The sequence below is a fragment of the Streptomyces sp. NPDC058773 genome (assembly GCF_042746015.1).
In the GTDB taxonomy this organism is placed as follows: domain Bacteria; phylum Actinomycetota; class Actinomycetes; order Streptomycetales; family Streptomycetaceae; genus Streptomyces.
In genome coordinates this window covers 216,227-235,825 of sequence record NZ_JBHYPE010000005.1, presented here as the reverse complement: position 1 = coordinate 235,825, position 19,599 = coordinate 216,227, and the positions used below count along the sequence as shown (strand labels likewise).

The 19,599-nt window shown below is 72.0% G+C and carries 20 protein-coding genes; 11 read left to right on the top strand and 9 right to left on the bottom strand.

Annotated elements, in window-relative coordinates; translation table 11 throughout:
• Positions 1–24: 24 nt before the first annotated feature.
• The 3 genes from ACFW5B_RS07265 to ACFW5B_RS07255 form a co-directional block, all read right to left on the bottom strand.
• Entirely contained in the window at positions 25–1,395 is a 1,371-nt protein-coding gene (locus tag ACFW5B_RS07265; protein ID WP_386434510.1) for a DUF2637 domain-containing protein, read from the bottom strand.
• 115 nt (positions 1,396–1,510) lie between these two features.
• Positions 1,511–2,218, bottom strand: a complete 708-nt coding sequence (locus ACFW5B_RS07260; RefSeq protein WP_386434508.1) for a DUF3558 family protein — start codon at positions 2,216–2,218, stop codon at positions 1,511–1,513.
• 201 nt (positions 2,219–2,419) lie between these two features.
• The gene (locus tag ACFW5B_RS07255) at positions 2,420–3,373 is read right to left on the bottom strand and encodes a hypothetical protein (RefSeq protein WP_386434505.1); all 954 of its coding nucleotides are present in this window, start codon (positions 3,371–3,373) and stop codon (positions 2,420–2,422) included.
• 162 nt (positions 3,374–3,535) lie between these two features.
• On the opposite strand from ACFW5B_RS07255, the gene ACFW5B_RS07250 reads away from it, so the two are divergent.
• Entirely contained in the window at positions 3,536–4,729 is a 1,194-nt protein-coding gene (locus ACFW5B_RS07250) for an RtcB family protein (protein ID WP_386434502.1), read from the top strand.
• Between the two features lie 42 nt (positions 4,730–4,771).
• Here ACFW5B_RS07250 and ACFW5B_RS07245 read toward each other — a convergent pair whose 3' ends face one another.
• Entirely contained in the window at positions 4,772–6,397 is a 1,626-nt protein-coding gene (locus ACFW5B_RS07245) for an alpha/beta hydrolase (protein ID WP_386434499.1), read from the bottom strand.
• Positions 6,398–6,704: 307 nt separating this feature from the next.
• Here ACFW5B_RS07245 and ACFW5B_RS07240 point away from each other — a divergent pair, with 307 nt between their 5' ends.
• Positions 6,705–7,061, top strand: a complete 357-nt coding sequence (locus ACFW5B_RS07240) for a hypothetical protein (protein ID WP_386434496.1) — start codon at positions 6,705–6,707, stop codon at positions 7,059–7,061.
• 84 nt (positions 7,062–7,145) lie between these two features.
• Here the strand turns inward: ACFW5B_RS07240 and ACFW5B_RS07235 are convergent, their stop codons facing one another.
• Both ACFW5B_RS07235 and ACFW5B_RS07230 read right to left on the bottom strand, forming a co-directional pair.
• A complete protein-coding gene (locus ACFW5B_RS07235) occupies positions 7,146–7,904 on the bottom strand; it encodes an SDR family oxidoreductase (protein ID WP_386434494.1) in 759 nt (252 codons plus the stop codon).
• A 75-nt stretch (positions 7,905–7,979) separates the two neighbouring features.
• A complete protein-coding gene (locus ACFW5B_RS07230) occupies positions 7,980–8,315 on the bottom strand; it encodes a YnfA family protein (RefSeq protein WP_386434491.1) in 336 nt (111 codons plus the stop codon).
• 99 nt (positions 8,316–8,414) lie between these two features.
• Here ACFW5B_RS07230 and ACFW5B_RS07225 point away from each other — a divergent pair, with 99 nt between their 5' ends.
• A complete protein-coding gene (locus ACFW5B_RS07225) occupies positions 8,415–9,155 on the top strand; it encodes an AAA family ATPase (protein ID WP_386434488.1) in 741 nt (246 codons plus the stop codon).
• Here the strand turns inward: ACFW5B_RS07225 and ACFW5B_RS07220 are convergent.
• On the bottom strand, positions 9,112–10,725 hold the full coding sequence (locus tag ACFW5B_RS07220; protein WP_386434485.1) for an FAD-dependent monooxygenase: 1,614 nt from the start codon (positions 10,723–10,725) through the stop codon (positions 9,112–9,114). The two genes, ACFW5B_RS07225 and ACFW5B_RS07220, sit on opposite strands and share 44 nt — an antisense overlap.
• Before the next feature lie 122 nt (positions 10,726–10,847).
• On the opposite strand from ACFW5B_RS07220, the gene ACFW5B_RS07215 reads away from it, so the two are divergent.
• Positions 10,848–11,483, top strand: coding sequence for a TetR family transcriptional regulator (locus ACFW5B_RS07215; protein WP_386434482.1), 636 nt, complete (start codon positions 10,848–10,850; stop codon positions 11,481–11,483).
• Positions 11,484–11,525: 42 nt separating this feature from the next.
• On the opposite strand, the gene ACFW5B_RS07210 is transcribed toward ACFW5B_RS07215, so the two are convergent.
• Positions 11,526–12,332, bottom strand: a complete 807-nt coding sequence (locus ACFW5B_RS07210) for a DUF6597 domain-containing transcriptional factor (RefSeq protein WP_386434479.1) — start codon at positions 12,330–12,332, stop codon at positions 11,526–11,528.
• Between the two features lie 91 nt (positions 12,333–12,423).
• On the opposite strand from ACFW5B_RS07210, the gene ACFW5B_RS07205 reads away from it, so the two are divergent.
• From ACFW5B_RS07205 to ACFW5B_RS07195, 3 genes are all read left to right on the top strand, one after another.
• Entirely contained in the window at positions 12,424–13,113 is a 690-nt protein-coding gene (locus tag ACFW5B_RS07205) for a TIGR03086 family metal-binding protein (protein ID WP_386434476.1), read from the top strand.
• A 133-nt stretch (positions 13,114–13,246) separates the two neighbouring features.
• Entirely contained in the window at positions 13,247–13,762 is a 516-nt protein-coding gene (locus ACFW5B_RS07200) for a cupin domain-containing protein (RefSeq protein ID WP_386434473.1), read from the top strand.
• Positions 13,759–14,556, top strand: a complete 798-nt coding sequence (locus tag ACFW5B_RS07195) for an SDR family NAD(P)-dependent oxidoreductase (protein WP_386434470.1) — start codon at positions 13,759–13,761, stop codon at positions 14,554–14,556. Before ACFW5B_RS07200 ends, ACFW5B_RS07195 begins: the two co-directional genes overlap by 4 nt.
• 48 nt (positions 14,557–14,604) lie before the next feature.
• On the opposite strand, the gene ACFW5B_RS07190 is transcribed toward ACFW5B_RS07195, so the two are convergent.
• Positions 14,605–15,201, bottom strand: coding sequence for a hypothetical protein (locus ACFW5B_RS07190; protein WP_386434596.1), 597 nt, complete (start codon positions 15,199–15,201; stop codon positions 14,605–14,607).
• A 324-nt stretch (positions 15,202–15,525) separates the two neighbouring features.
• On the opposite strand from ACFW5B_RS07190, the gene hemL reads away from it, so the two are divergent.
• The 4 genes from hemL (at position 15,526) to ACFW5B_RS07170 (ending at position 19,598) form a co-directional block, all read left to right on the top strand.
• On the top strand, positions 15,526–16,833 hold the full coding sequence (gene hemL / locus ACFW5B_RS07185) for a glutamate-1-semialdehyde 2,1-aminomutase (RefSeq protein WP_386434467.1): 1,308 nt from the start codon (positions 15,526–15,528) through the stop codon (positions 16,831–16,833).
• Between the two features lie 22 nt (positions 16,834–16,855).
• Positions 16,856–17,536, top strand: coding sequence for a histidine phosphatase family protein (locus ACFW5B_RS07180; RefSeq protein WP_386434465.1), 681 nt, complete (start codon positions 16,856–16,858; stop codon positions 17,534–17,536).
• 146 nt (positions 17,537–17,682) lie between these two features.
• Positions 17,683–18,906: a hypothetical protein gene (locus ACFW5B_RS07175; protein ID WP_386434462.1), complete on the top strand. Its 1,224-nt coding sequence runs from the start codon at positions 17,683–17,685 to the stop codon at positions 18,904–18,906.
• Between the two features lie 77 nt (positions 18,907–18,983).
• Positions 18,984–19,598 carry a TlpA family protein disulfide reductase gene (locus ACFW5B_RS07170; RefSeq protein ID WP_386434460.1) on the top strand — a complete coding sequence of 205 codons (615 nt, stop codon included), beginning with the start codon at positions 18,984–18,986 and terminating at the stop codon, positions 19,596–19,598.
• Position 19,599 lies beyond the last annotated feature (1 nt).

Below are 19,599 nucleotides of genomic sequence, written 5' to 3'. Positions count from 1 at the left end.
GGGGGTGCTCCTTCGAGAGCGCCGTTACGGGATGTACTCGTTCTCCATCTCCGCGCGGAGGCGGTGGTGGAAGTCGCGGACGAATCCGCGCAGGTAGCCGTCGCTCAGCGGGCCGCCTTCCCGGCCGGTGACCCCGTAGGAGTTCAGCAGATAGCGGCCGAACTGCCGGGAGTCGGGAAAGCTGTTCTTCTCCGCCACATACATCCGGTACGCGGTGTAGTACGCCTCGTCGCGCGGCACGTCGTCGGGGAGCGCGGAGACCGGGGGCAACTGCTCGGTCTCCAGAGGGAGTTGGGGATCGGGTTCCGGCTCGGGCTGCGGCGCCGGCTCGGGAGCGTACGGGCGCTGCTCGGGGACCGGCAGGGGGCCACCGGCGTTGCCCAGCGGACGGCTCCGCCCGGGGCCTACCGGGACGGTCAGCGGGGAGGTGGCCGGTTCGGACGCGGGTGCGGGAGCCGGCTCGGGTGCGGTGGGCGCCTCGTACCGGGGCGCGGGATCGGCGGCGCGTACGGACTCTGTGGGGACGTCACCCACGGGCACGACGGGTGCCCCACTCATGGTCCGGTTGCCGTCTTCCCCTACGGGCTCGGGGCCCCGCTCCCGTACGGGAGCCGTGCTGCCGGCCGGTGCGTCGGCGGTCCGGGGCGCGGCAGCCGTCTCCGGTGCGGCCGCCGGGGCCGGTGCCGGTACGGCCGGCAGTTCGATCCCCGCCGCGGCCAGCCCGGCCGGTGCGGTCCTCGCCAGCGGTACGCCGTAGCGCGCCAGCCGCAGCGGCATCATCGCGTCGACGGGCGCCCGGCGCCGCCAGGCCCGTCCGTAGCGGGCCCGCAGCCGGGCCTGGTAGACGAGGCGGTCCTGTTCCAGCTGGATGACCTGGTCGTAGGAGCGCAGTTCCCACAGCTTCATCCGGCGCCACAGCCGGAAGGTGGACGGGAAGGCCAGCAGCCAGCGGGTGAGCCGGACGCCCTCCATGTGCTTGTCGGCCGTGATGTCGGCGATCCGGCCGATCGCGTGCCGGGCGGCCTCCACGGCCACCACGAACAGCAGCGGAATGACCGCGTGCATCCCGACGCCCAGCGCGTCCGGCCAGGCCGCCGCGCCGTTGAACGCGATGGTGGCCGCCGTCAGCAGCCAGGCGGTCTGGCGCAGCAGGGGGAACGGGATACGGATCCAGGTGAGCAGCAGATCCAGCGCCAGCAGCACCACGATCCCGGCGTCGATGCCGATCGGGAAGACGGCCGAGAAATTCCCGAAGCCCTTCTTCTCCGCCAGTTCGCGGACCGCGGTGTAGGAGCCGGTGAAGCCGATGGCCGCGATCAGCGCCGCCCCGGCGATCACCACGCCGATCAGGATGCGGTGGGTACGAGTCAACTGCGCCGTCTGCGTCGCGGACACCCGCGGTCCCTCCCCGGCTCGGCGGCATGGCGCGCCTAGCGTGGCACACCCGCCCCGGGCCCCCACCGGGAGGTGCCCCCGGCCGGGACCGGGGGCACCGGCGGTGTCGCTTCGGTCAGCTCTTGGCCTCGGTGGCGGCGGCGACCGCTTCCTTGGCCGCGGACTGGGCCTTCTTCAGCAGGTCGGAGCCCTTGGGGGTGTCCGCGCCCGCGAGGCCGGCACCGTTGTAGTTGATCGTGACGACGATGTTGGAGGCGCGGGCGACGACCGTGGTGTTCTTGAAGTCGTTGTCCTCCTTCTTCACGTCGTAGGTGATCGCGGTCGCCTCGTCGCCGGTGCCGGAGGTCTTCACGGCGGTCAGCTTCTTGGCGCCCTTGGTGTCCTTCGCGTCGATGACCTGCTTGGTGTAGAAGTCCGTGGCGCGCTTCTCACCGGAGCCGACGCCCGGGTCGGAGTCGTAGCGCTGGTAGCCGATGTCGAGCCAGCGGAACTGGGTGCCGTCGACGCCGTTCTCGTCGGAGCTGCTCCAGGAGCAGGTGCCGTGGGCGGAGTTGTCCGTGGAGGTGCCGCGCTCGCCGGAGGCGTCCTTCGCCTTGGGCAGCAGCTTCTTGACGGTGTCCTTGGAGAACGCGTCGCACGGGTTCGGCAGCGTCTTGTACTTCGCCGGCGCGACGCTCGGCTTGGGCTTGGCGGAGCCGGCGGAAGCGGAGGCGGAGGCGTCACCGGAGCTGTCGCTGTCCGAGCCGGAGCAGCCGGCGACGAGCAGCACCGGTACTGCTGCGCAGGTGAGAAGGCTGGCGAGGCGCTTGGCTGAACGGTGCATGGTTCCTTCGCTGTTCGTCGTCGTCAGGTCGTCGCGGCGCGCGACCGTGGCGGTGGTCCGCCTTTCCTCCCGTACGGCAGGGCTATGGGGCACGGTACGCGGCGTGGCGAGGTGGGTGACCGATTCCTGTCGATGAGCGCAGTGCCCAAATCGGGCGTACTTCTACGTACTTACCGACTCGGGCAATGCGCTCGATCCGGACTATTCGCTGAGGCTCTCGGACAGCTCGCCGGCCAGCGAACGGGCCTTGTCCTGCAGTTCCTGGCTGTCCGGCAACATCGTCTTGTCCGTGGACCACTGGTCGTAGGTGAGCGTCACGATGACGTTCGACGTGCGAAAGACCACAGTGACGTCGCGGTGCACGCCCGAGTCCGCTGTGACCAATTTGTCATTGAGGAACGCCGCGTCCCCGAGGTCGTCCAGGACGCGCGGGGCGGTGGAGCCGCTCAGGCCCGCGCTGGGGTCCGTACTGGGGTCGGCGCCGGTGCCCGCGCCGGGGTCGGACGCCGCCGAGGGGCTCCCGGAAGCCGCTGCCCCCTTCTCTCCCTCCTGGTCCTTCGCGTCCGGCGCGCTGTTCGGCGAGGTCCCGGCGCCCTTGCCCTCGGCCTTGCCGCTGTCCTTACCGGCGTCCTTGCCCTGGTCCTTGCCGGTGGACGGGCTCGGGGAGGTGGGCGAGGGGGAGCCGGTGTCGCCGGACGGGATACGGGCGGCCTGCGCCTTGCTCTCGTAGATCCCCTGTGCCTTGTCGTCATCGCTGACGGCGGCGTCGTACGAGACCACGCGCTGGATGTCGAGGCCCAGGTGGCGGGTGCCCGCGGTGGTCTCGCGGGTCCAGCGGCAGCCGACGCGGCGGTCGGTGTCATAGGTGATGTCGGCCTGGCCGCCGTAGATCTTCTCGGCGTCGGTGCGGGACAGGTGCTGGCCGTCGCCGGGCAGCAGATTGCGGAGGGTGCTGCGCGCGGGCAGCCCGCAGGCCTCGGGGAGGGTCTGGTAGCGGCCCGGTTCGGCGGCCTGGCTCGACGTGGAGGTGCCGCCGCTCTTGGCGTCGCCGCCCTCGCCGTCGGAGCCGCTGCCGCCGGTGCAGGCGGTGAGGCCGGCGGCCAGCGCCGCGGCCACCACCAGTGCGGCACCGGGTACGAACGGCTTGCGTGGCATCGTTCGCGGCTCCTTCCCCTACGAAATGCGGTTGCCGCCGGTCAGCGGCCGATGGACACAATGTCTACCGCACGTCTTGCCGCGAACGCCGGTTCCGCGTCCATGATCGGACGGATTGTCTGGCTTTTGCGTTTTTCAGGAATTCGGGGGAATGAGGAAGTTATGTCGTACGTCGAGGTGCCGGGTGCCCAGGTACCGATCCGGATGTGGACGGACCCGGCCACGGTCGAGGGCGTCGCGATGCAGCAGCTCCGCAATGTCGCCACCCTGCCGTGGATCAAGGGCCTGGCCGTGATGCCGGATGTCCACTACGGCAAGGGCGCCACGGTCGGCTCGGTGATCGCCATGCAGGGCGCGGTCTGCCCGGCGGCGGTCGGCGTCGACATCGGCTGCGGGATGAGCGCGGTACGGACCTCGCTCACCGCCGAGGACCTGCCCGGCGACCTCTCCCGGCTGCGCTCGAAGATCGAGCAGGCGATTCCGGTGGGCCGGGGGATGCATGACGATCCGGTGGACCCGGGGCGGCTGCACGGTTTCCCGACGGCCCGGTGGGGCGACTTCTGGGCGCGGTTCGACGGGGTCGCCGAGGCGGTCAAGTTCCGTCAGGAGCGGGCCACGAAGCAGATGGGGTCGCTCGGTTCGGGCAACCACTTCATCGAGTTCTGCCTCGACGACGACGGTGCGGTGTGGCTGATGCTGCACTCCGGCTCCCGGAACATCGGCAAGGAACTGGCCGAGTTCCACATGGGCCAGGCGCAGAAGCTGCCGCACAACCAGGGCCTGGTCGACCGTGACCTCGCCGTCTTCATCGCGGACACCCCGCCGATGGCGGCGTACCGCAACGACCTCTTCTGGGCGCAGGAGTACGCGCGGCACAACCGGGACGTGATGATGGCGCTCTTCCAGGACGTCGTCCGCAAGGAGTTCAAGAAGGCCCGGGTGACCTTCGACGAGGTGATCTCCTGCCACCACAACTATGTGGCGGAGGAGCGGTACGACGGCATGGACCTGCTGGTGACCCGTAAGGGCGCGATCCGGGCCGGCAGCGGTGAGTACGGGATCATCCCGGGTTCGATGGGCACCGGCTCGTACATCGTCAAGGGCCTGGGCAACGCCGCGTCCTTCAACTCCGCCTCCCACGGTGCCGGCCGCAAGATGAGCCGGAACGCCGCGAAGAAGCGGTTCTCCACCCGGGACCTGGAGGAGCAGACGCGGGGCGTGGAGTGCCGTAAGGACTCCGGTGTGGTGGACGAGATCCCGGGCGCCTACAAGCCGATCGAGAGGGTCATCGACCAGCAGCGGGACCTGGTCGAGGTCGTCGCCAAGCTCAAGCAGGTCATCTGTGTGAAGGGCTGAGCCGGCTGCTTCGCGGCCGCCGGCTCAGGAGGCGGGGCCGGCTCACCGCACGCGGCCGGCCATCGCTCCGCCGCCGGTGTCCATGCCGCCGCTCGGTGTGGGGGTGGAGAACGGGGGTGTGTCCTGCCGGCAGTCCGTTCCGGGCGGCGGGAGGGTGCCGCTGATCAAGTAGCGGCTCTCGTGGGCCTGGACGCAGCTGCTGGGGTTGGACAGCGCGGTGTGCCCGTAGCCGTGGTGGGTGAGCAGGCGGGCGTGGGCCAGCTCCCCGGCCATGGCCCGGGCGCCCGCGTAGGGAGTGGCGGGGTCGTAGGTGGTGCCGACCACCAGGACGGGGTGTGCCGTCGGGGCGTTCCACGGGCCCCGGTAGGGGTTGGCGGCGACCGCCGGCCAGGTGGCGCACGGCTCCGAGGCCCAGGTCCAGAAGCGCCCCACGTCGCCCGCCCGCCGGGCGCTGAACTCCTCCAGCGCGTGGTAGGCCCCGGGGGTGTGCGGATTGGGGCTGTCACTGCAGAACACCGCGGCGGCCTGCTCGTCGCCCAGGTACGGATTCGGGAAGGGCACCGGCGGCGCGGGCGGGAGCGGGGCCGGCTTCGGGGCGCGGCCCCGCCACAGGGCCTGGAGGCGGCCGGCGAGCTGTGTCCAGCCGGGGGCGACGTTGTAGAGGCCGTTCACCACGTCGGCGACCGTACGGCCGTAGGTCCATGCGCCCACGGGGTGCGCCCGCAGCCGCCGCATCAGCTCGTCGAACCTGTCCCGGGTCGCCTTCGGGCTCCCGGCGGAGAAGGCGCAGCGGGCGGTGGTGGCGCCGCACCGGGTGAGGAACTGGTCCAGGGTGGCGGCCGCGCCGCGGTCCGTGCCCATCCGCAGGAAGGTCGTGAGCCGGGGGTCGGCGGGGGAGCCGTGGTTCGTCCAGGCCTGCGGGTCGACGTTGCTGTCGAGGACCATGGCGCGGACCCGGCCGGGGAAGAGGTTGGCGTAGGTGGCGCCCAGGAACGTGCCGTAGGAGATCCCGAGGTAGCTGAGCCGCGGTTCGCCGACCGCCTGCCGGAGCAGGTCGAGGTCGCGGGCGGTGTCGGCGGTCGACACATGGCGCAGGAGCCGGGGGTCGCGCTGCTGACAGCGGCGGCCCAGGTCCTTGTACGAGGCGATCCAGGCGGCCCGCTCCCGTGCGCCCACCGGGAAGCCGGCGGGTTTGCCGCCCGCCCAGGCGCCGGCTTCCTCGGCGCTCCCGAAGCAGTTCACCGCCGTGCTGCTGCCGATGCCGCGGGGGTCCCAGCTGACGATGTCGAACCGCTCGCGCACCTCGCGCGGGAAGAACGGGTAGTTCTGCGGCATCTGAACGGTGCCGGGCCCGCCGGGGCCGCCGGGGTTGAAGAACAGGGTGCCGATGCGCCGCCCGGGGCCGGTCGCCTTCCGCTTGATGACGGCCAGTTCGAGGGTGCGGCCGCCGGGGTCGCGGTGGTCCAGCGGCACCCTCGCGGTCGCGCAGTCGAAGGCACTGCCCCGGACACAGGGGCTCCAGGCCAGCCGCGGGGCGGCCGCCGAGGGGGACGGCGGGCCGCCGGCCGTCGCGAGGCCCGGTCCGGTCAGCACCGCCGAACAGGTCAGTACGGCGGTGACGACCGCGGCACCACGCCTACGGCCCGCCATGGGCCGGGATATGAGCATGCCTCGTCCTTCCACGGCTGAGCGCCCGATGCCGCCTCTGCGCGGACCGCGCGGGCCGTCGGCACGCATCCGTGTCCACGACACCGCGGTCCGGCACCCTGCGCGAGCCGGCCGCGGCCGAATGGCCGAGTGGGGGGCGGAGTGGCCGGGAGGCTGGGGGCCGGGTGCTGACGGCGGTGACTGCGTCCTCACCCCGCCGACGCCGCAGGCGCAAGAAACCGGCACAACCAATGAAATTGGGGCAGTGGTCAAGGCCTGTCGTGCTGCACGGACCCGGCAGGGGGCGAGGGAAAGTGAAGTGGCCGAGGTGGCGGACGCTACGGCGGGCACACCGAGCGGCGACCGTTCCGTCGAACTCGGCGGCTGTCAGCAGGAGCTGAAGCGGACGCTCGGCCCCTTCCAGGTGTTCGCGATCTCGTTCGCGTTCCTCTCGGTGGCGGTCGGCACCTTCTCGGCCTACGACGACGTGCTGCAGAACGCGGGGCCGGTCGGGAGCCGGCTGTGGGTCATCGCGACCGCGGGCGAGGTCCTCGTGGCGCTGGTGGTCGCGCAGCTCGCGGCCCGTATCCCGCTCAGCGGCTCCAGGCAGGGCCGGAGGGGACCGGCAGGGCCGGAGGGGACCGGGCCGGACCGGGCGGGACCGGACCGGGTGTTCGGGACATGAGGCCCGGACACCCGGCGGGCGCGTCCCCAGGCCCCGTATCCGGGGATGGCCGGCCCGGCAGGGATCGATGCCCCGCCCGTTGGCTCAACTGCGGCGGTGGACCTTGGAGTTGGAGGCCTGGGCGCGGGGGCGGACCACCAGGAGGTCGATGTTGACGTGGGAGGGGCGGGTGATCGCCCAGGTGATGGTGTCGGCGACGTCGTCCGCGGTGAGCGGCTGGTCGACGCCCTCGTAGACCTTGGCGGCCTTGGCGGTGTCGCCGCGGAAGCGGGTGGTGGCGAACTCGTCGGTCTTGACCATGCCCGGGGCGACCTCGATGACGCGCACGGGCTCGCCGCACAGCTCCAGGCGGAGGGTTTCGGCGATGACATGCGCGCCGTGCTTGGCGGCGACATAGCCACCGCCGCCCTCGTAGGTGCCGTGCCCGGCGGTGGAGGAGAGCACGACGACGGTGCCGTCGCCGGACGCGGTGAGCGCGGGCAGCAGCGCCTGGGTCACATGGAGCACGCCCAGCACATTGACCTCGTACATGGTCCGCCAGTCGGCGGGGTCGCCGGTGGCGACCGGCTCCGCCCCGAGGGCGCCGCCGGCGTTGTTGACCAGGACGTCGACGGACGGGTAGCGGCCGAGGTGGGCCGCGAAGGCGTCGACGGCGGCGCGGTCGGTGACATCGAGGGCGTAGGCCTCGGCGTTCGGCAGCTCGGCGGCGAGCGCCTCGATGCGGTCCTTGCGGCGGGCGGTGAGCACCACGTGGTAGCCGGCCGCGGCCAGCGCTCGCGCGGTGGCGGCGCCGATGCCGCTGCTCGCTCCGGTCACGACGGCGGTACGGGCCTCGGCGGTCATGCACTCTCCTCGGGCGATGGGCCCCGGCTCCGACGAGTCGGGGAGGACGGTCCGCCGCCAGGATATGCAGGCGGGTCAACGCCCTCTGGGCGCATACATGATCACTGCCATACCGGCCAGGCAGACCAGTGCGCCGATCACGTCCCAGCGGTCGGGGCGGTAGCCGTCGGCGACCATGCCCCAGGCCAGCGATCCGGCAACGAACACACCGCCGTACGCGGCGAGGATCCGGCCGAACGCGGCGTCCGGCTGGAGCGTGGCCACGAAGCCGTACACCCCGAGCGCGAGCACTCCGGCGCCGATCCAGGCCCAGCCCTTGTGCTCGCGGACGCCCTGCCAGACCAGCCAGGCCCCGCCGATCTCGAAGAGCGCGGCGACGGCGAAGAGGACGGCGGAGCGGGCGGTCAGCATGGGCACAGCGTACGGAGCGGCGGGCTCCCCCCCGGGGGCCGGTTGCCGGGGACGTCGCCGACCCCGGCCGCTGTCAGTGGCGTGTGAGAGCTTCGGGGCATGCTGATCGAACGGGCTTACGTGGACGTTCCGGAGGGGGCGGGGACGGCCGAGGACGGCTGGCCCTGGACGGTGCCGTGTGTGCGCCAGCTGGCCGAAGAGGGGCTGGGCTTCCGCGCGCCGGTCACGTTCCTGGTGGGGGAGAACGGTTCGGGGAAGTCGACCCTGGCCGAGGCGCTGGCGGAGGCCTTCGGGCTGGATTCCTACGGTGGTTCGGCCGGATACAAGTACGCCAGCTCGCGGGAGGCGTCGCTGCTCGGCAGGATGATGCGGTTCGATCCGACGCACGAGGGACGCCGGATGGTGCGCGGGCCGCGGGTCCGCCGGCGGGGGTTCTTCCTGCGGGCCGAGACCGCGATGGAGGCGCTGAACCGGGAACGGGGCGCGCTGAAGCTGTCACGCTCCCCGGACGACATGAGCCACGGGGAGGGCTTTCTGATGGCCTTCCGGGAGCGGTTCGCCCAGCGCGGTCTGTATGTGATGGACGAGCCGGAGGCGGCACTGTCCTTCTCCTCCTGTCTGGAACTGGTCGGGCTGATGGACGAGTTGGGGCGCGGCGGCGCGCAGATCATCTGTGCCACCCACTCCCCGCTGCTGACGGCGCTGCCCGGCGCCGAGATCGTCGAGGTCGGCGAGCACGGGCTGCGGCGGGTCGAGTGGGCGGAGCTGGGCCTCGTCGACCACTGGCGGCGCTACCTCAGCGACCCGCGGGCATATCTCCGGCATGTGCTGGAGCGGTGAGGCCGGTGGCTATGGAGCCGGCGTCCTCGGCGCCGGTCCACCGGTCGAGCGCGCTCCTTAGCCCCGCGGCGCGGGCGGCGGGGGCGCTGGCGTCGGTGGCCCAGGCGATATAGCCGTCGGGGCGGACGAGCAGGGCCGTACGGCGGGGGCTTCGCCAGGAGGCGGTCACCACACGGTCGTTGATGCCATGGGTGGAGTCCCCGTCGTGCGCCGGGGACCGTGGGATGCCGGGCTCGTCGGCGGGGGTGATGAGGACGAACCGGCCCTGGCGGAGGAGTTCATAGAGGCGGCCGCCGCCGGCCAGGCGGAGGTCGGGGGCGCGGTGGCCCGCGAGGGGATGCGCGCCGGGCCCGGCCGGATAGGCGATGCCGAGGCCGGAGATCGTGCGGATCGCCCGGCGGGAGAGCGGCGGCAGTTGGTCGACGAGCCGGGCGGCGAGGGAGCGGACGGCCCGGCCGGGGGCGGTGCCCAGCAGGGCGATCCGGATGAGCGCGCCGCTGCTGCGCAGCGCCTGCTTGCCCACCGGGTGCCGCTCGGTCTGATAGCTGTCCAGCAGGCCGTCCGGTGCGTCGCCCCGGAGCACCGCGGCCAGCTTCCAGCTGAGGTTGGCGGCGTCCTGGAGGCCGGTGTTCATGCCCAGGGCACCGGCGGGGGAGTGCACATGCGCGGCGTCGCCGGCGAGGAAGACCCGGCCGACGCGGTAGGCGGGGGCCTGGCGTTCGTCGCTGTGGAAGCGGGAGACCCAGCGGGCGTCGTGCATGCCGTAGTCGCTGCCGAGGGCGAGCCGGGTCAGCTCACGGATCTCGTCGAGGTCGGCGGGCGCGTCGTCGTCGGCCTGGCGGTGGCGGTTCCAGCCGATGACGCGGTACCAGCCGCCGCCGAACGGGGCGATCAGCGCGAACGCGTCGCCGTGGGCATTGAGGGTGAGCGGGGAGTCGGGTTCCTCGGCCAGCCGGACATCGGCGAGCACCAGCGAGCGGATCACGGACTTGCCGGGGAAGGGCAGGCCGACGGCCTCCCGGATGGTGCTGCGGACGCCGTCGGTGCCGACGGCGTAGGCGGCACGGACGGTGCCGGGGCCCCCGGCGGTCCGGAAGCGCACCGTCACACCGTCGGCGTCCTGGTCGAGGCCGAGCACCTCGGAGTCGTGCCGGAAGGTGACACCGGCGCGGCGGGCCCGGCGCTCCAGCAGCCGTTCGACCTCGTACTGGGGCGTGACCAGGACGAAGGGGAAGCGCGTGCGCAGCCGGGTCGGGTCGATGGTGGCGCGGCCGAAGAGGCGGAGGCCGGTGAGCGGATGGCCGCCGGCGACCAGTTCGTCGGCGAGGCCGCGGGCGTCGAGCTGCTCCAGGGTGCGGGAGTGCACCACCAGCGCGCGGGTGAGGTTGCTGATCTGGGCGGGGCGGCGCTCCAGGAGCGTGACGCCCAGCCCCGCCTCGGCGAGGTCTCCGGCGAGCAGCAGGCCGGTCGGGCCGGCGCCCACGACGATGACGTCCGTGTCACGCGCCGCGCGGGTCCGGTCGGCCCCGACGCCGTCGCTCCGGCCGGTCTTGCGGTTCATGGCATCCATGGTTTCCGCCTCCAGTGACTGTGCCCACAACAGCAGGTCAACGCATGTTGGTCAACGCTTGTTGGCAAGCGTAGGGCGGCCGGGCCTGGCGTGTCAACAAGCGTTGGCCTACTGTTGTGGGCATGGCCGAACACGCCCCCTCCCTGGATGCCGCGGCCGGTGCCGGCCAGGACCCCGCGCCCGGCGAAGCCGCCGACCCCGCCCGCCCCCGCCGCTCCGCCGCGACCCGCGCCGCGATCCTCGCCGCCGCCCGGGACCGCTTCGCCGCGGACGGCTACGAGCGCGCCACCATCCGCGCCATCGCCAGGGACGCGGAGATCGACCCGTCGATGGTGATGCGCTACTACGGCAACAAGGCAGGCCTCTTCGCCGCCGCCTCCGAGATCGAGGTGCACGCCCCGGACCTCACCCACCACCCGCGCGAGGAGGCCGGCGCCCGGCTCGTACGCCACTTCCTGGAGCGCTGGGAGACCGACGAGACGCTGACCGCGATGATGCGCGTCGGCGTCACCAACGAGGCGGGCGCGGAGCGGATGCGCGGCGTGTTCGCCGAGCAGATCAAGCCGGTCGTCACCGCGGTCTGCCCGGTGCCCGAGGAGGCGCCGACCCGCGCCGCGCTGATCGCCTCCCAGATACTCGGCATGGCGCTGTGCCGCTACGTACTGCACATCCCGCCGGCCGTCGGACTCGGCCACGACGAGCTCGTCGCCTGGCTGGCGCCCACCGTCCAGCGCTATCTGACGGCCGAACACCCCTGAGGCACCCGCGCCGCCCGGCCACCCGGGCGGCGCCGCGGCGGCTCACCGCCCGTACGCGGTCGGCGGGACCCCCACGGTGGCGGTGACATCGCGGACCAGATGCGCCTGGTCGCTGTAGCCCAGCTCGGCGGCGAGCGCGGCCCAGTCCATCTCCGCACCGGAGGCCGCGCGCTCCAGGGCCTCGTGCACCCGGTAGCGCAGCAGCACCCACTTGGGGCTCACCCCGACATAGCCGGCGAACAGCCGCTGCAGGGCCCGTACGGACAGGCCCTCGGCCCGCGCGAAGTCCGCGACCCGGCGGATCGAACGGTCCGTGCGGATGCGGTCGGCCAGCCCCATGGCCAGCTCGGCCTGGGCGAGAATCCGCGCATCGGCCCGCAGCCGCGGGGTCAGGAAGGCGTCGAGCGCGGCCACCCGGGCGTCCTCCCCGTCCGGCTCCAGTACGGCGGCCGCGGATTCGGCGGGCCCGAAGGCGGCGGCCAGCGGCAGTCGGCGGCCGGTCCAGTCCGTGGCCGGCCGCTCCGGCGTGAACGGGCGGAACCCACCGGGCCGGAACTGCACCCCGCACACCCGCCCCCGCCCCGCCAGCTTCTGCTCGAACAGCTCCAGCCCGACGCCCGCGACCTCGCCGAAACCGGGGCGGTCGGCGTACCGCTGGAAGACCAGGTTCACGCACGGGTGCGGGACGACATGGGTGGCGTACGGCTCGGACAGGTCCCAGTCGATCAACCAGTAGTGCTCGGCAAACGGGCGTAGCGGTGCGGCGGGGGTGCGGCGGCGGAAGCGCACCCGCGCGAGGAGCCCGGGGGCGTCCACGATGCCCCGGGTGTCGCGCCGTGGAGCGGCCATGGCGCGATCCTAGGACGGACCGGCCGCCGTGAGCGTGGCCCTGTCGCGTTTTTTCAATCCACCACGGGCGGCGGCCCGTAGCGTCCTCGATATGAGCGACAGACAAGACTTTCCGGGCGAAACGCCCGCCGGTACCTTTTCTCACACGGCGCGAACGGAACAGCCATCCCAGGCGCCCCACCCGGCCGAACCATCCCCGCCGATCAGTGCGCTGCTCGACGCGGCGGCCGGGGCGGCGCTCCCGGTACTCCGCGCGGTGCGCGACGACCAGCTGGGGTGGCCGACGCCCTGCGCCGAGTACGACCTCCGGGCGCTGCTCAACCACCTCTTCCAGGTGGTCGTCGCCTTCCAGGCGCTGGCCGCCAAGAAGGACGTGGATTTCAGCCACACCCCGGACCGGCTCGGTGAGTACGGGGCGGCGTGGCCCGACCGGTTCACGGACGAGACCGCGCGGCTGGTCGAGGCATGGGCGGCGCCGGGCGCGGAGGACGGGATGACCGGCGGGATGCAGCTGCCGGCCCGGACCGTCGGCGCGATGGTGCTGCTGGATCTGACCGTGCACGCATGGGACGTGGCACGGGCGACCGGCCGGCCGTACGCACCGGCCGCCGGCTGTGTGGCCGAGCTGCGGGAGCTGGCCGCCCGGATGGGCCCGACGGCCCGCACGATGAACGTCTTCGCCGACCCGTTCCCCGTCCCGCCCGGCGCCTCCGAGCTGGAGACGCTGCTGGCGGAGACGGGCCGCGACCCGTACTGGACGGCAGCTGACACGAAGAGCTGACGGGGCGTCGGCCCGGCCTCCGGAGATGGCCCGATTACGCGCGCGCCACGCGGACTTCGCGCCTAGGGTGAGGCAACCGGACATCGCCGACCGGACAACGGACAGGCACGAGCGAGGCGGAGGCAGCGCGCAGATGGATGAGCACCGCACCTCGCGCGACCGCCTTCCCCAGGCGCTGATCGACTTCTACGGGCTGGCGCCGCTGCCCCGCGAGGGCGGGCGGTACCGCTCTACCTGGACCGGTCCCGAGCGCCCCGACGGGCGGCCCGAGGGGACGGCGATCGTGATGCTGCTGACCGCCGAGCCGGGCGACTTCTCCGCCCTGCACCGGCTCCCGTCCGACGAGATCTGGCACTTCTACGGGGGCGACCCGCTCACCCTGTACCTCCTCCAGGAGGACAGCGCCGGGGGCGCGTCCCGTACGGCCGTCCTCGGGCCGGACGTCCTGGGCGGGCAGCACGTCCAGTTCACGGTGCCGGCCGGCACCTGGATGGCCGCCGAAGTGGCCGACGGCGGCTCCTGGTCGCTCTTCGGCTGCACGATGGCGCCCGGTTTCACCTTCGCGGACTACGAGCACGGGGACGCCGCCGCACTGGCCGCGCGCTTCCCCAGGGAGGCAGCGCGGATCACCGCGCTGAGCAGGCCATGACCGACACCACGTCCGATGCCACCCGCCACCCCGGTCTCCCCGACCTACAGGGTCAGGTCGCCCTCGTCACCGGCGCGGCCGGCGTCCTCGGCCGCGGTATCGCGCTGCGGTTCGCCGCCGCGGGCGCCGCCGTCGTGGCGCACTACCGCACGGGCGCCGACGCGGCGAAGGAGCTGGTCGCGAGGATCGAGGCGGACGGCGGGCGGGCGCTGGCCCTGCAGGCCGACCTGGCCGTCGAGGACGCGTGCCACCGGCTGGTGGCCGACGCGGCCGGCTGGCGCGGACGGCTCACCGCCCTGGTGAACAACGCGGGCGTGCAGCCCACCCAGGAGCTGGCGGAGATGACGCTCACCGACTGGCGGTCGGTGACCGACCCGAACGTGCACAGCGTCTTCGCCTGCACCCAGGCCGCGGCGGCCGTGATGCGGGCGGCCGGCGGCGGTTCGGTGACCCATATCGCCTCGATCGAGGCGGACCGTCCGGCGCCACTGCACGCCCACTACTGCGCGTCCAAGGCGGCGGTGGTCATGCACGCCCGCGCGGCGGCGCTCGAATACGGCCCGGACGGCATCCGCGTCAACAGCGTCTCGCCCGGCCTGATCGGCCGGCCCGGTCTGGCCGAGGACTGGCCGGACGGGGTGCGCCGCTGGCAAGCGGCGGCGCCCACCGGGCGGTTGGGCACACCGGAGGACGTGGGCGACGCCTGTGTCTTCCTCGCCTCGCCGATGGCGTCCTGGATCACCGGGCAGGATCTGGTCGTGGACGGCGGGGTCTCGGCCCGCCCCACGTGGTGACCGGCGCGGCCCGCCGCCTGCGCAGGCCGCCGCGCCCGCGCTGAACCGTTACGGCCAGACCAGGCAGTACGCCTGGTGCCCCGCCTCGTGCAGCCGGTGGCTGAAGTCCTGCCACTCGTGCAGCAGCTGGTAGACGGTGAAGGCGTCCTGCGGGCCGCCGCGGTCGGGGACCGTGGACCAGATGAAGGCGGCCGCGCCGACCGACTCCTCACCGACCCCGCGCAGCGGGTCGACCACGGTCATCGGGAGCTTCACGACGGCGTAGTCGGGGTGCAGGACGACGAGTTCGAGGGGCGGAACCTTATGGAGCGGTATGCCCTCTATACCGGTGAGGACCATGGCGGCCATCGTCTCCGGCTTGATCTTGCTGAACATGCCGCCCATGCCGAGCTCGTCACCGCCGAGCTCCTCGGGGCGCATGGAGACCGGGACCCGGGCGGCGGTCGCACCATTGGGCGCACCGAAGTACCTGTACGTCACCCCCATGCGGCCGCCTCTGATTTCCCCGCCCGTGGTCTTGTCGCCCGTGGTTTCCTCGCGCGTGGTCCTGTCGCCGGTGGATTCCTCGCGCCGGTGACGGCCGCGCTGGGCGCGCTCGGGACCCCGGTCATTGGTTCCCTCGCCCAGTTCGCCACCGCGATGCATATCTCCACCCGACCACTCGCAGCCCCAGCCGCGCAACCCGATCATCGTCTCAGAGACCTCCCCCGTCACCGGCGTGTGAAACGCCCGGCCGCACGCCCCCGTGCGCCTCTGAGACCATTGCTTGCGTGACTTACTCGTACGTCTCCACAGTTTCGCAGACGAGTGGGGGCTGACGCCCGGTCGAAAGCGAGAGGAATCAAAAAAGGATCGAGAATGAACCGAGCGGCGTCCACAGGCGTACCGCGAGGGGATTCCCGTACCGATGTCCGCCGGGCCGTGTCCACGTGCCGCCGCCCTCCCTCCGTTTGTGCAGGTCAGGATCCCGTGTCTTTTCCCTATGAAGCCCCTGTTTCGCAGTCGCTGTTCGACCGTGCGTCCGCTGTGACGCCGGGCGGCGTCAACTCTCCGGTGCGGGCGTTCCGCGCCGTGGGCGGTACGCCCCGGTTCATGGTGTCCGGTACCGGTCCGTACCTCACCGACGCCGACGGCCGTGAGTACGTCGACCTCGTGTGCTCGTGGGGACCGATGATTCTCGGCCACTCGCACCCCGAGGTGATCGCCGCGGTCCAGGAGGCCGTCGCGTGCGGTACGTCCTTCGGTACGCCCGGTGCGGGCGAGGTGGAGCTGGCCGAGGAGATCGTGGCCCGGATCGAGCCGGTCGAGCAGGTGCGCCTGGTCTCCAGCGGCACCGAGGCGACCATGTCGGCGATCCGGCTGGCCCGTGGGTTCACCGGCCGGCCGAAGGTGATCAAGTTCGCCGGCTGCTACCACGGGCACGTGGACGCGCTGCTGGCCGCGGCCGGTTCGGGCGTGGCGACCTTCGGGCTGCCCGACACGCCGGGCGTCACCGGCGCGCAGGCCGGCGACACGATCGTGCTGCCGTACAACGACCTGGCCGCGGTGCGCGCCGCGTTCGCCGCGCACCCGGGCGAGATCGCCTGTGTGATCACCGAGGCGTCGCCGGGCAACATGGGCGTGGTGCCGCCGCTGCCGGGCTTCAACCAGGGCCTGAAGGACCTCTGCTCCGCGGACGGCGCGCTCTACATCTCCGACGAGGTGATGACGGGCTTCCGCGTCAGCAGGTCCGGCTGGTACGGGATCGACGGGGTGCGTCCCGATCTGATGACCTTCGGAAAGGTGATGGGCGGCGGCTTCCCGGCGGCGGCCTTCGGCGGCCGCGCGGACGTCATGGCCCACCTCGCCCCGGCCGGCCCCGTCTACCAGGCGGGCACCCTGTCCGGGAACCCGATCGCCACCGCCGCCGGTGTCGCACAGCTGCGGCTGCTGGACGACGCCGCGTACGAGAAGGTCGACGCGGTCTCGGCGGAGCTGCGGGGCCTGGTCACCGCCGCGCTGGCGAAGGAGGGCGTGGCGCACCGCCTCCAGGCCGCGGGGAACATGTTCTCGGTCTTCTTCACGGACGCCGAGGTGACCGACTACGAGAAGGCCAAGGCGCAGGAGTCGTTCCGCTTCACCGCCTTCTTCCACTCGATGCTGTCGCAGGGCGTCTACCTCCCGCCGTCCGCTTTCGAGTCGTGGTTCGTCTCGACCGCGCACGACACGGCGGCCGTCGAGCGGATCGCCGCCGCGCTGCCGGCCGCCGCGCGCGCCGCGGCCGCGGCGACCGCCTGAGACGAGTGAATGAATGGGTGACATGAGCAGCGAAGACATCACCGTCGTGCATCTGATGCGGCACGGCGAGGTGCACAACCCCGACGGCGTGCTCTACGGGCGCCGCCCCGGCTACCACCTGTCCGACCTCGGCCGGAAGATGGCCGACCGGGTGGCGGAGCATCTCGCGGGGCGGGACATCACACATGTCGTCGCCTCGCCGCTGGAGCGGGCGCAGGAGACCGCGGCGCCGGTCGCCGGTGCGCACGGGCTGGACCTGGCCACCGACGACCGGCTGATCGAGGCGGCGAACGTCTTCGAGGGGAAGACCTTCGGGGTCGGCGACGGTGCGCTGAAGAAGCCGGGGAACTGGAAGTACCTGACGAACCCGTTCCGGCCGTCGTGGGGCGAGCCGTACATCGAGCAGGTCGTGCGGATGATGGCGGCGCTGGGCGCGGCGCGCGATGCCGCGCGGGGGCACGAGGCGGTGGCGGTCAGCCATCAGCTGCCGATCTGGATCGTGCGCAGCTTCGCGGAGCGGCGGCGGCTGTGGCACGACCCGCGGCGGCGGCAGTGCACGCTGGCCTCGCTGACGTCGTTCACCTTCCACGGCGACAAGATCGTTTCGGTGGGGTACAGCGAACCGGCGCGCGACCTGGTTCCCTCCCATCTCCTGGCCGGCGCCAAACCCGTCAAGGGAAAGGCCAAGGCCTTCGGTGCCTGACGCTGCATCACATGGCGCAACGTCAAAAACCCGCGGAATGAAATACCTGAGCGAATAACCCGGTAACCCCTGACGCTCAACATGCCCTCCACTCGGTTGTCCGTTTATATGGATATCGAGTTCGGCGAGCACGAGGGGACGAGGGTATGCGCGCGATCAGTCGGCGAAACCTGCTGAGTATGGGAGTCGGTGCGGCGGCGGCGCCGGTCGTCGCCGGCTGCTCCTCGTCGGACTCGGACACGGGCGCCAACAAGCAGCGCGTCAATAAATCCGTACAGGCCCGCCCCCAGCTCATCGGTGACGGTTCGACAGCGCATTCCGGTACCCAGCCGCATCAGCCGAAATCCCCCGAACGGCTGGAGCCCGGTCAGCCCCCGCCACAATTCGTGGTCTTCTCCTGGGACGGCGCGGGAGAGGTCGGCAACGGCCTCTTCCCCCGCTTTCTCCAGCTCGCCCGGGACCACGGCGCGGCCATGACCTTCTTCCTCTCCGGGCTCTACCTCCTCCCCGAATCCCAAAAGCACCTCTACGAGCCGCCGAACAACCCGCAGGGCGCCTCCGACATCGGCTACCTCAGCGACGACCACATCAAGGAGACGCTCCGGTACGTGCGGGAGGCCTGGCTGGACGGCCACGAGATCGGCACCCACTTCAACGGGCACTTCTGCTCCGGCTCCGGCGCCGTCCGGCACTGGAGCCCGCAGGAATGGCAGTCCGAGATCGAGCAGGTGATGGACTTCGTCACCAAGTGGCGCACCCACACCGGATTCACCGATATGGAGCCGCTGCCCTTCGACTACCGGCAGGAACTCGTCGGCAGCCGCACCCCCTGCCTCCTCGGGCAGCGGAATCTGCTGCCCACCGCCAAAGAACTCGGCTGGCGCTATGACGCCAGTTCGCCCGGCGGGGTGCAGATGTGGCCGAAGAAGAAAATGGGTATCTGGGACTTCCCGCTCCAGCAGATTCCGTTCCCGGGTCACTCATTCGAGGTCCTCTCGATGGACTACAACATGCTCGCCAATCAGTCGAAGCACTCGACGAAGGCCCCGCCGGTCAACTACCCGGGCTGGCGGCAGCAGGCCACCGACGCCTATATCTCCGGATTCCGCCGGGCCTACGAGACCAACCGCGCGCCCTTCTTCGTCGGAAATCACTTCGAGCAGTGGAACGGCGGCATCTATATGGACGCCGTCGAGGAGGCGATCAAGCACATTGCCAATGAGCAGACCCGGGACGTGCGTCTGGTGTCGTTCCGGCAGTTCACCGACTGGATCGACGCACAGGACCCGGAGGTGGTCCACAAGCTCCAGCGCATCCCCGTCGGGCAGCGGCCGGCCGGGGGCTGGAAGGCGTACCTGACCGCGGCCTGACAAGCCCCCGCACGGGGGGACCCGGCGGGCGAGGGGGGTGTGGAAGATCCGGAATTCGCCCATGCGAAACTTTTCACATGAGTGTCTGCCGCGCCCCACGCCGCCTCACCAGCCGCCGTCGCGTCGCCCTGCTCGCCGCGGGGACCGCGGCCGTCGCGCTGACGCTGAGCGCCTGCGGCGACGGCGCCTCCGGCGGCTCCGCCCAGACCCGCTTCGTCCAGGGCAAGAACGGCGTCGACACCGTCAAGAAGGACCAGCGGCAGCCGGCCCCCGAGCTCTCCGGTGAGACCACCACCGGCAAGAAGCTCGACGTCGCCGACTACAAGGGCAAGGTCGTCATCCTCAACGTCTGGGGATCATGGTGCGGCCCCTGCATCGCCGAGGCGCCGAATTTCGCCAAGGTCGCGAACGAGACCAAGGGCAAGGGCGTCCAGTTCGTCGGGATCAATACCCGCGACACCCGGAAGTCGCAGGCCACCAGCTTCGAGGAAGAGCACAAGGTGCCCTACCCGAGCCTGTTCGACCCGACCGGCCGGCTGATGCTGCGCTTCCCCAAGGGCAGCCTCAACCCGCAGTCCATCCCCTCCACGATCGCCATCGACCGGCAGGGCAAGATCGCCGCGCGCTCGATCGGCCCGCTCGCGGAGGACGAACTGCGCAAAATGGTCGACCCGCTGATCGCCGAGAAGTGAT

What these genes read in the sequence shown, in the direction of transcription:
- ACFW5B_RS07195 (WP_386434470.1), top strand. Translation starts at nt 13,759, where the DNA reads ATGACCGACACCACGTCCGATGCCACCCGCCACCCCGGTCTCCCCGAC.
- ACFW5B_RS07175 (WP_386434462.1), top strand. Translation starts at nt 17,683, where the DNA reads ATGCGCGCGATCAGTCGGCGAAACCTGCTGAGTATGGGAGTCGGTGCG.
- ACFW5B_RS07170 (WP_386434460.1), top strand. Translation starts at nt 18,984, where the DNA reads ATGAGTGTCTGCCGCGCCCCACGCCGCCTCACCAGCCGCCGTCGCGTC.
- ACFW5B_RS07225 (WP_386434488.1), top strand. Translation starts at nt 8,415, where the DNA reads ATGCTGATCGAACGGGCTTACGTGGACGTTCCGGAGGGGGCGGGGACG.
- ACFW5B_RS07210 (WP_386434479.1), bottom strand. Translation starts at nt 12,332, where the DNA reads ATGGCCGCTCCACGGCGCGACACCCGGGGCATCGTGGACGCCCCCGGG.
- ACFW5B_RS07250 (WP_386434502.1), top strand. Translation starts at nt 3,536, where the DNA reads ATGTCGTACGTCGAGGTGCCGGGTGCCCAGGTACCGATCCGGATGTGG.
- ACFW5B_RS07180 (WP_386434465.1), top strand. Translation starts at nt 16,856, where the DNA reads ATGAGCAGCGAAGACATCACCGTCGTGCATCTGATGCGGCACGGCGAG.
- ACFW5B_RS07255 (WP_386434505.1), bottom strand. Translation starts at nt 3,373, where the DNA reads ATGCCACGCAAGCCGTTCGTACCCGGTGCCGCACTGGTGGTGGCCGCG.
- ACFW5B_RS07205 (WP_386434476.1), top strand. Translation starts at nt 12,424, where the DNA reads ATGAGCGACAGACAAGACTTTCCGGGCGAAACGCCCGCCGGTACCTTT.
- ACFW5B_RS07235 (WP_386434494.1), bottom strand. Translation starts at nt 7,904, where the DNA reads ATGACCGCCGAGGCCCGTACCGCCGTCGTGACCGGAGCGAGCAGCGGC.
- ACFW5B_RS07260 (WP_386434508.1), bottom strand. Translation starts at nt 2,218, where the DNA reads ATGCACCGTTCAGCCAAGCGCCTCGCCAGCCTTCTCACCTGCGCAGCA.
- ACFW5B_RS07245 (WP_386434499.1), bottom strand. Translation starts at nt 6,397, where the DNA reads ATGCTCATATCCCGGCCCATGGCGGGCCGTAGGCGTGGTGCCGCGGTC.
- ACFW5B_RS07200 (WP_386434473.1), top strand. Translation starts at nt 13,247, where the DNA reads ATGGATGAGCACCGCACCTCGCGCGACCGCCTTCCCCAGGCGCTGATC.
- ACFW5B_RS07215 (WP_386434482.1), top strand. Translation starts at nt 10,848, where the DNA reads ATGGCCGAACACGCCCCCTCCCTGGATGCCGCGGCCGGTGCCGGCCAG.
- ACFW5B_RS07190 (WP_386434596.1), bottom strand. Translation starts at nt 15,201, where the DNA reads ATGCATCGCGGTGGCGAACTGGGCGAGGGAACCAATGACCGGGGTCCC.
- ACFW5B_RS07220 (WP_386434485.1), bottom strand. Translation starts at nt 10,725, where the DNA reads ATGGATGCCATGAACCGCAAGACCGGCCGGAGCGACGGCGTCGGGGCC.
- ACFW5B_RS07230 (WP_386434491.1), bottom strand. Translation starts at nt 8,315, where the DNA reads ATGCTGACCGCCCGCTCCGCCGTCCTCTTCGCCGTCGCCGCGCTCTTC.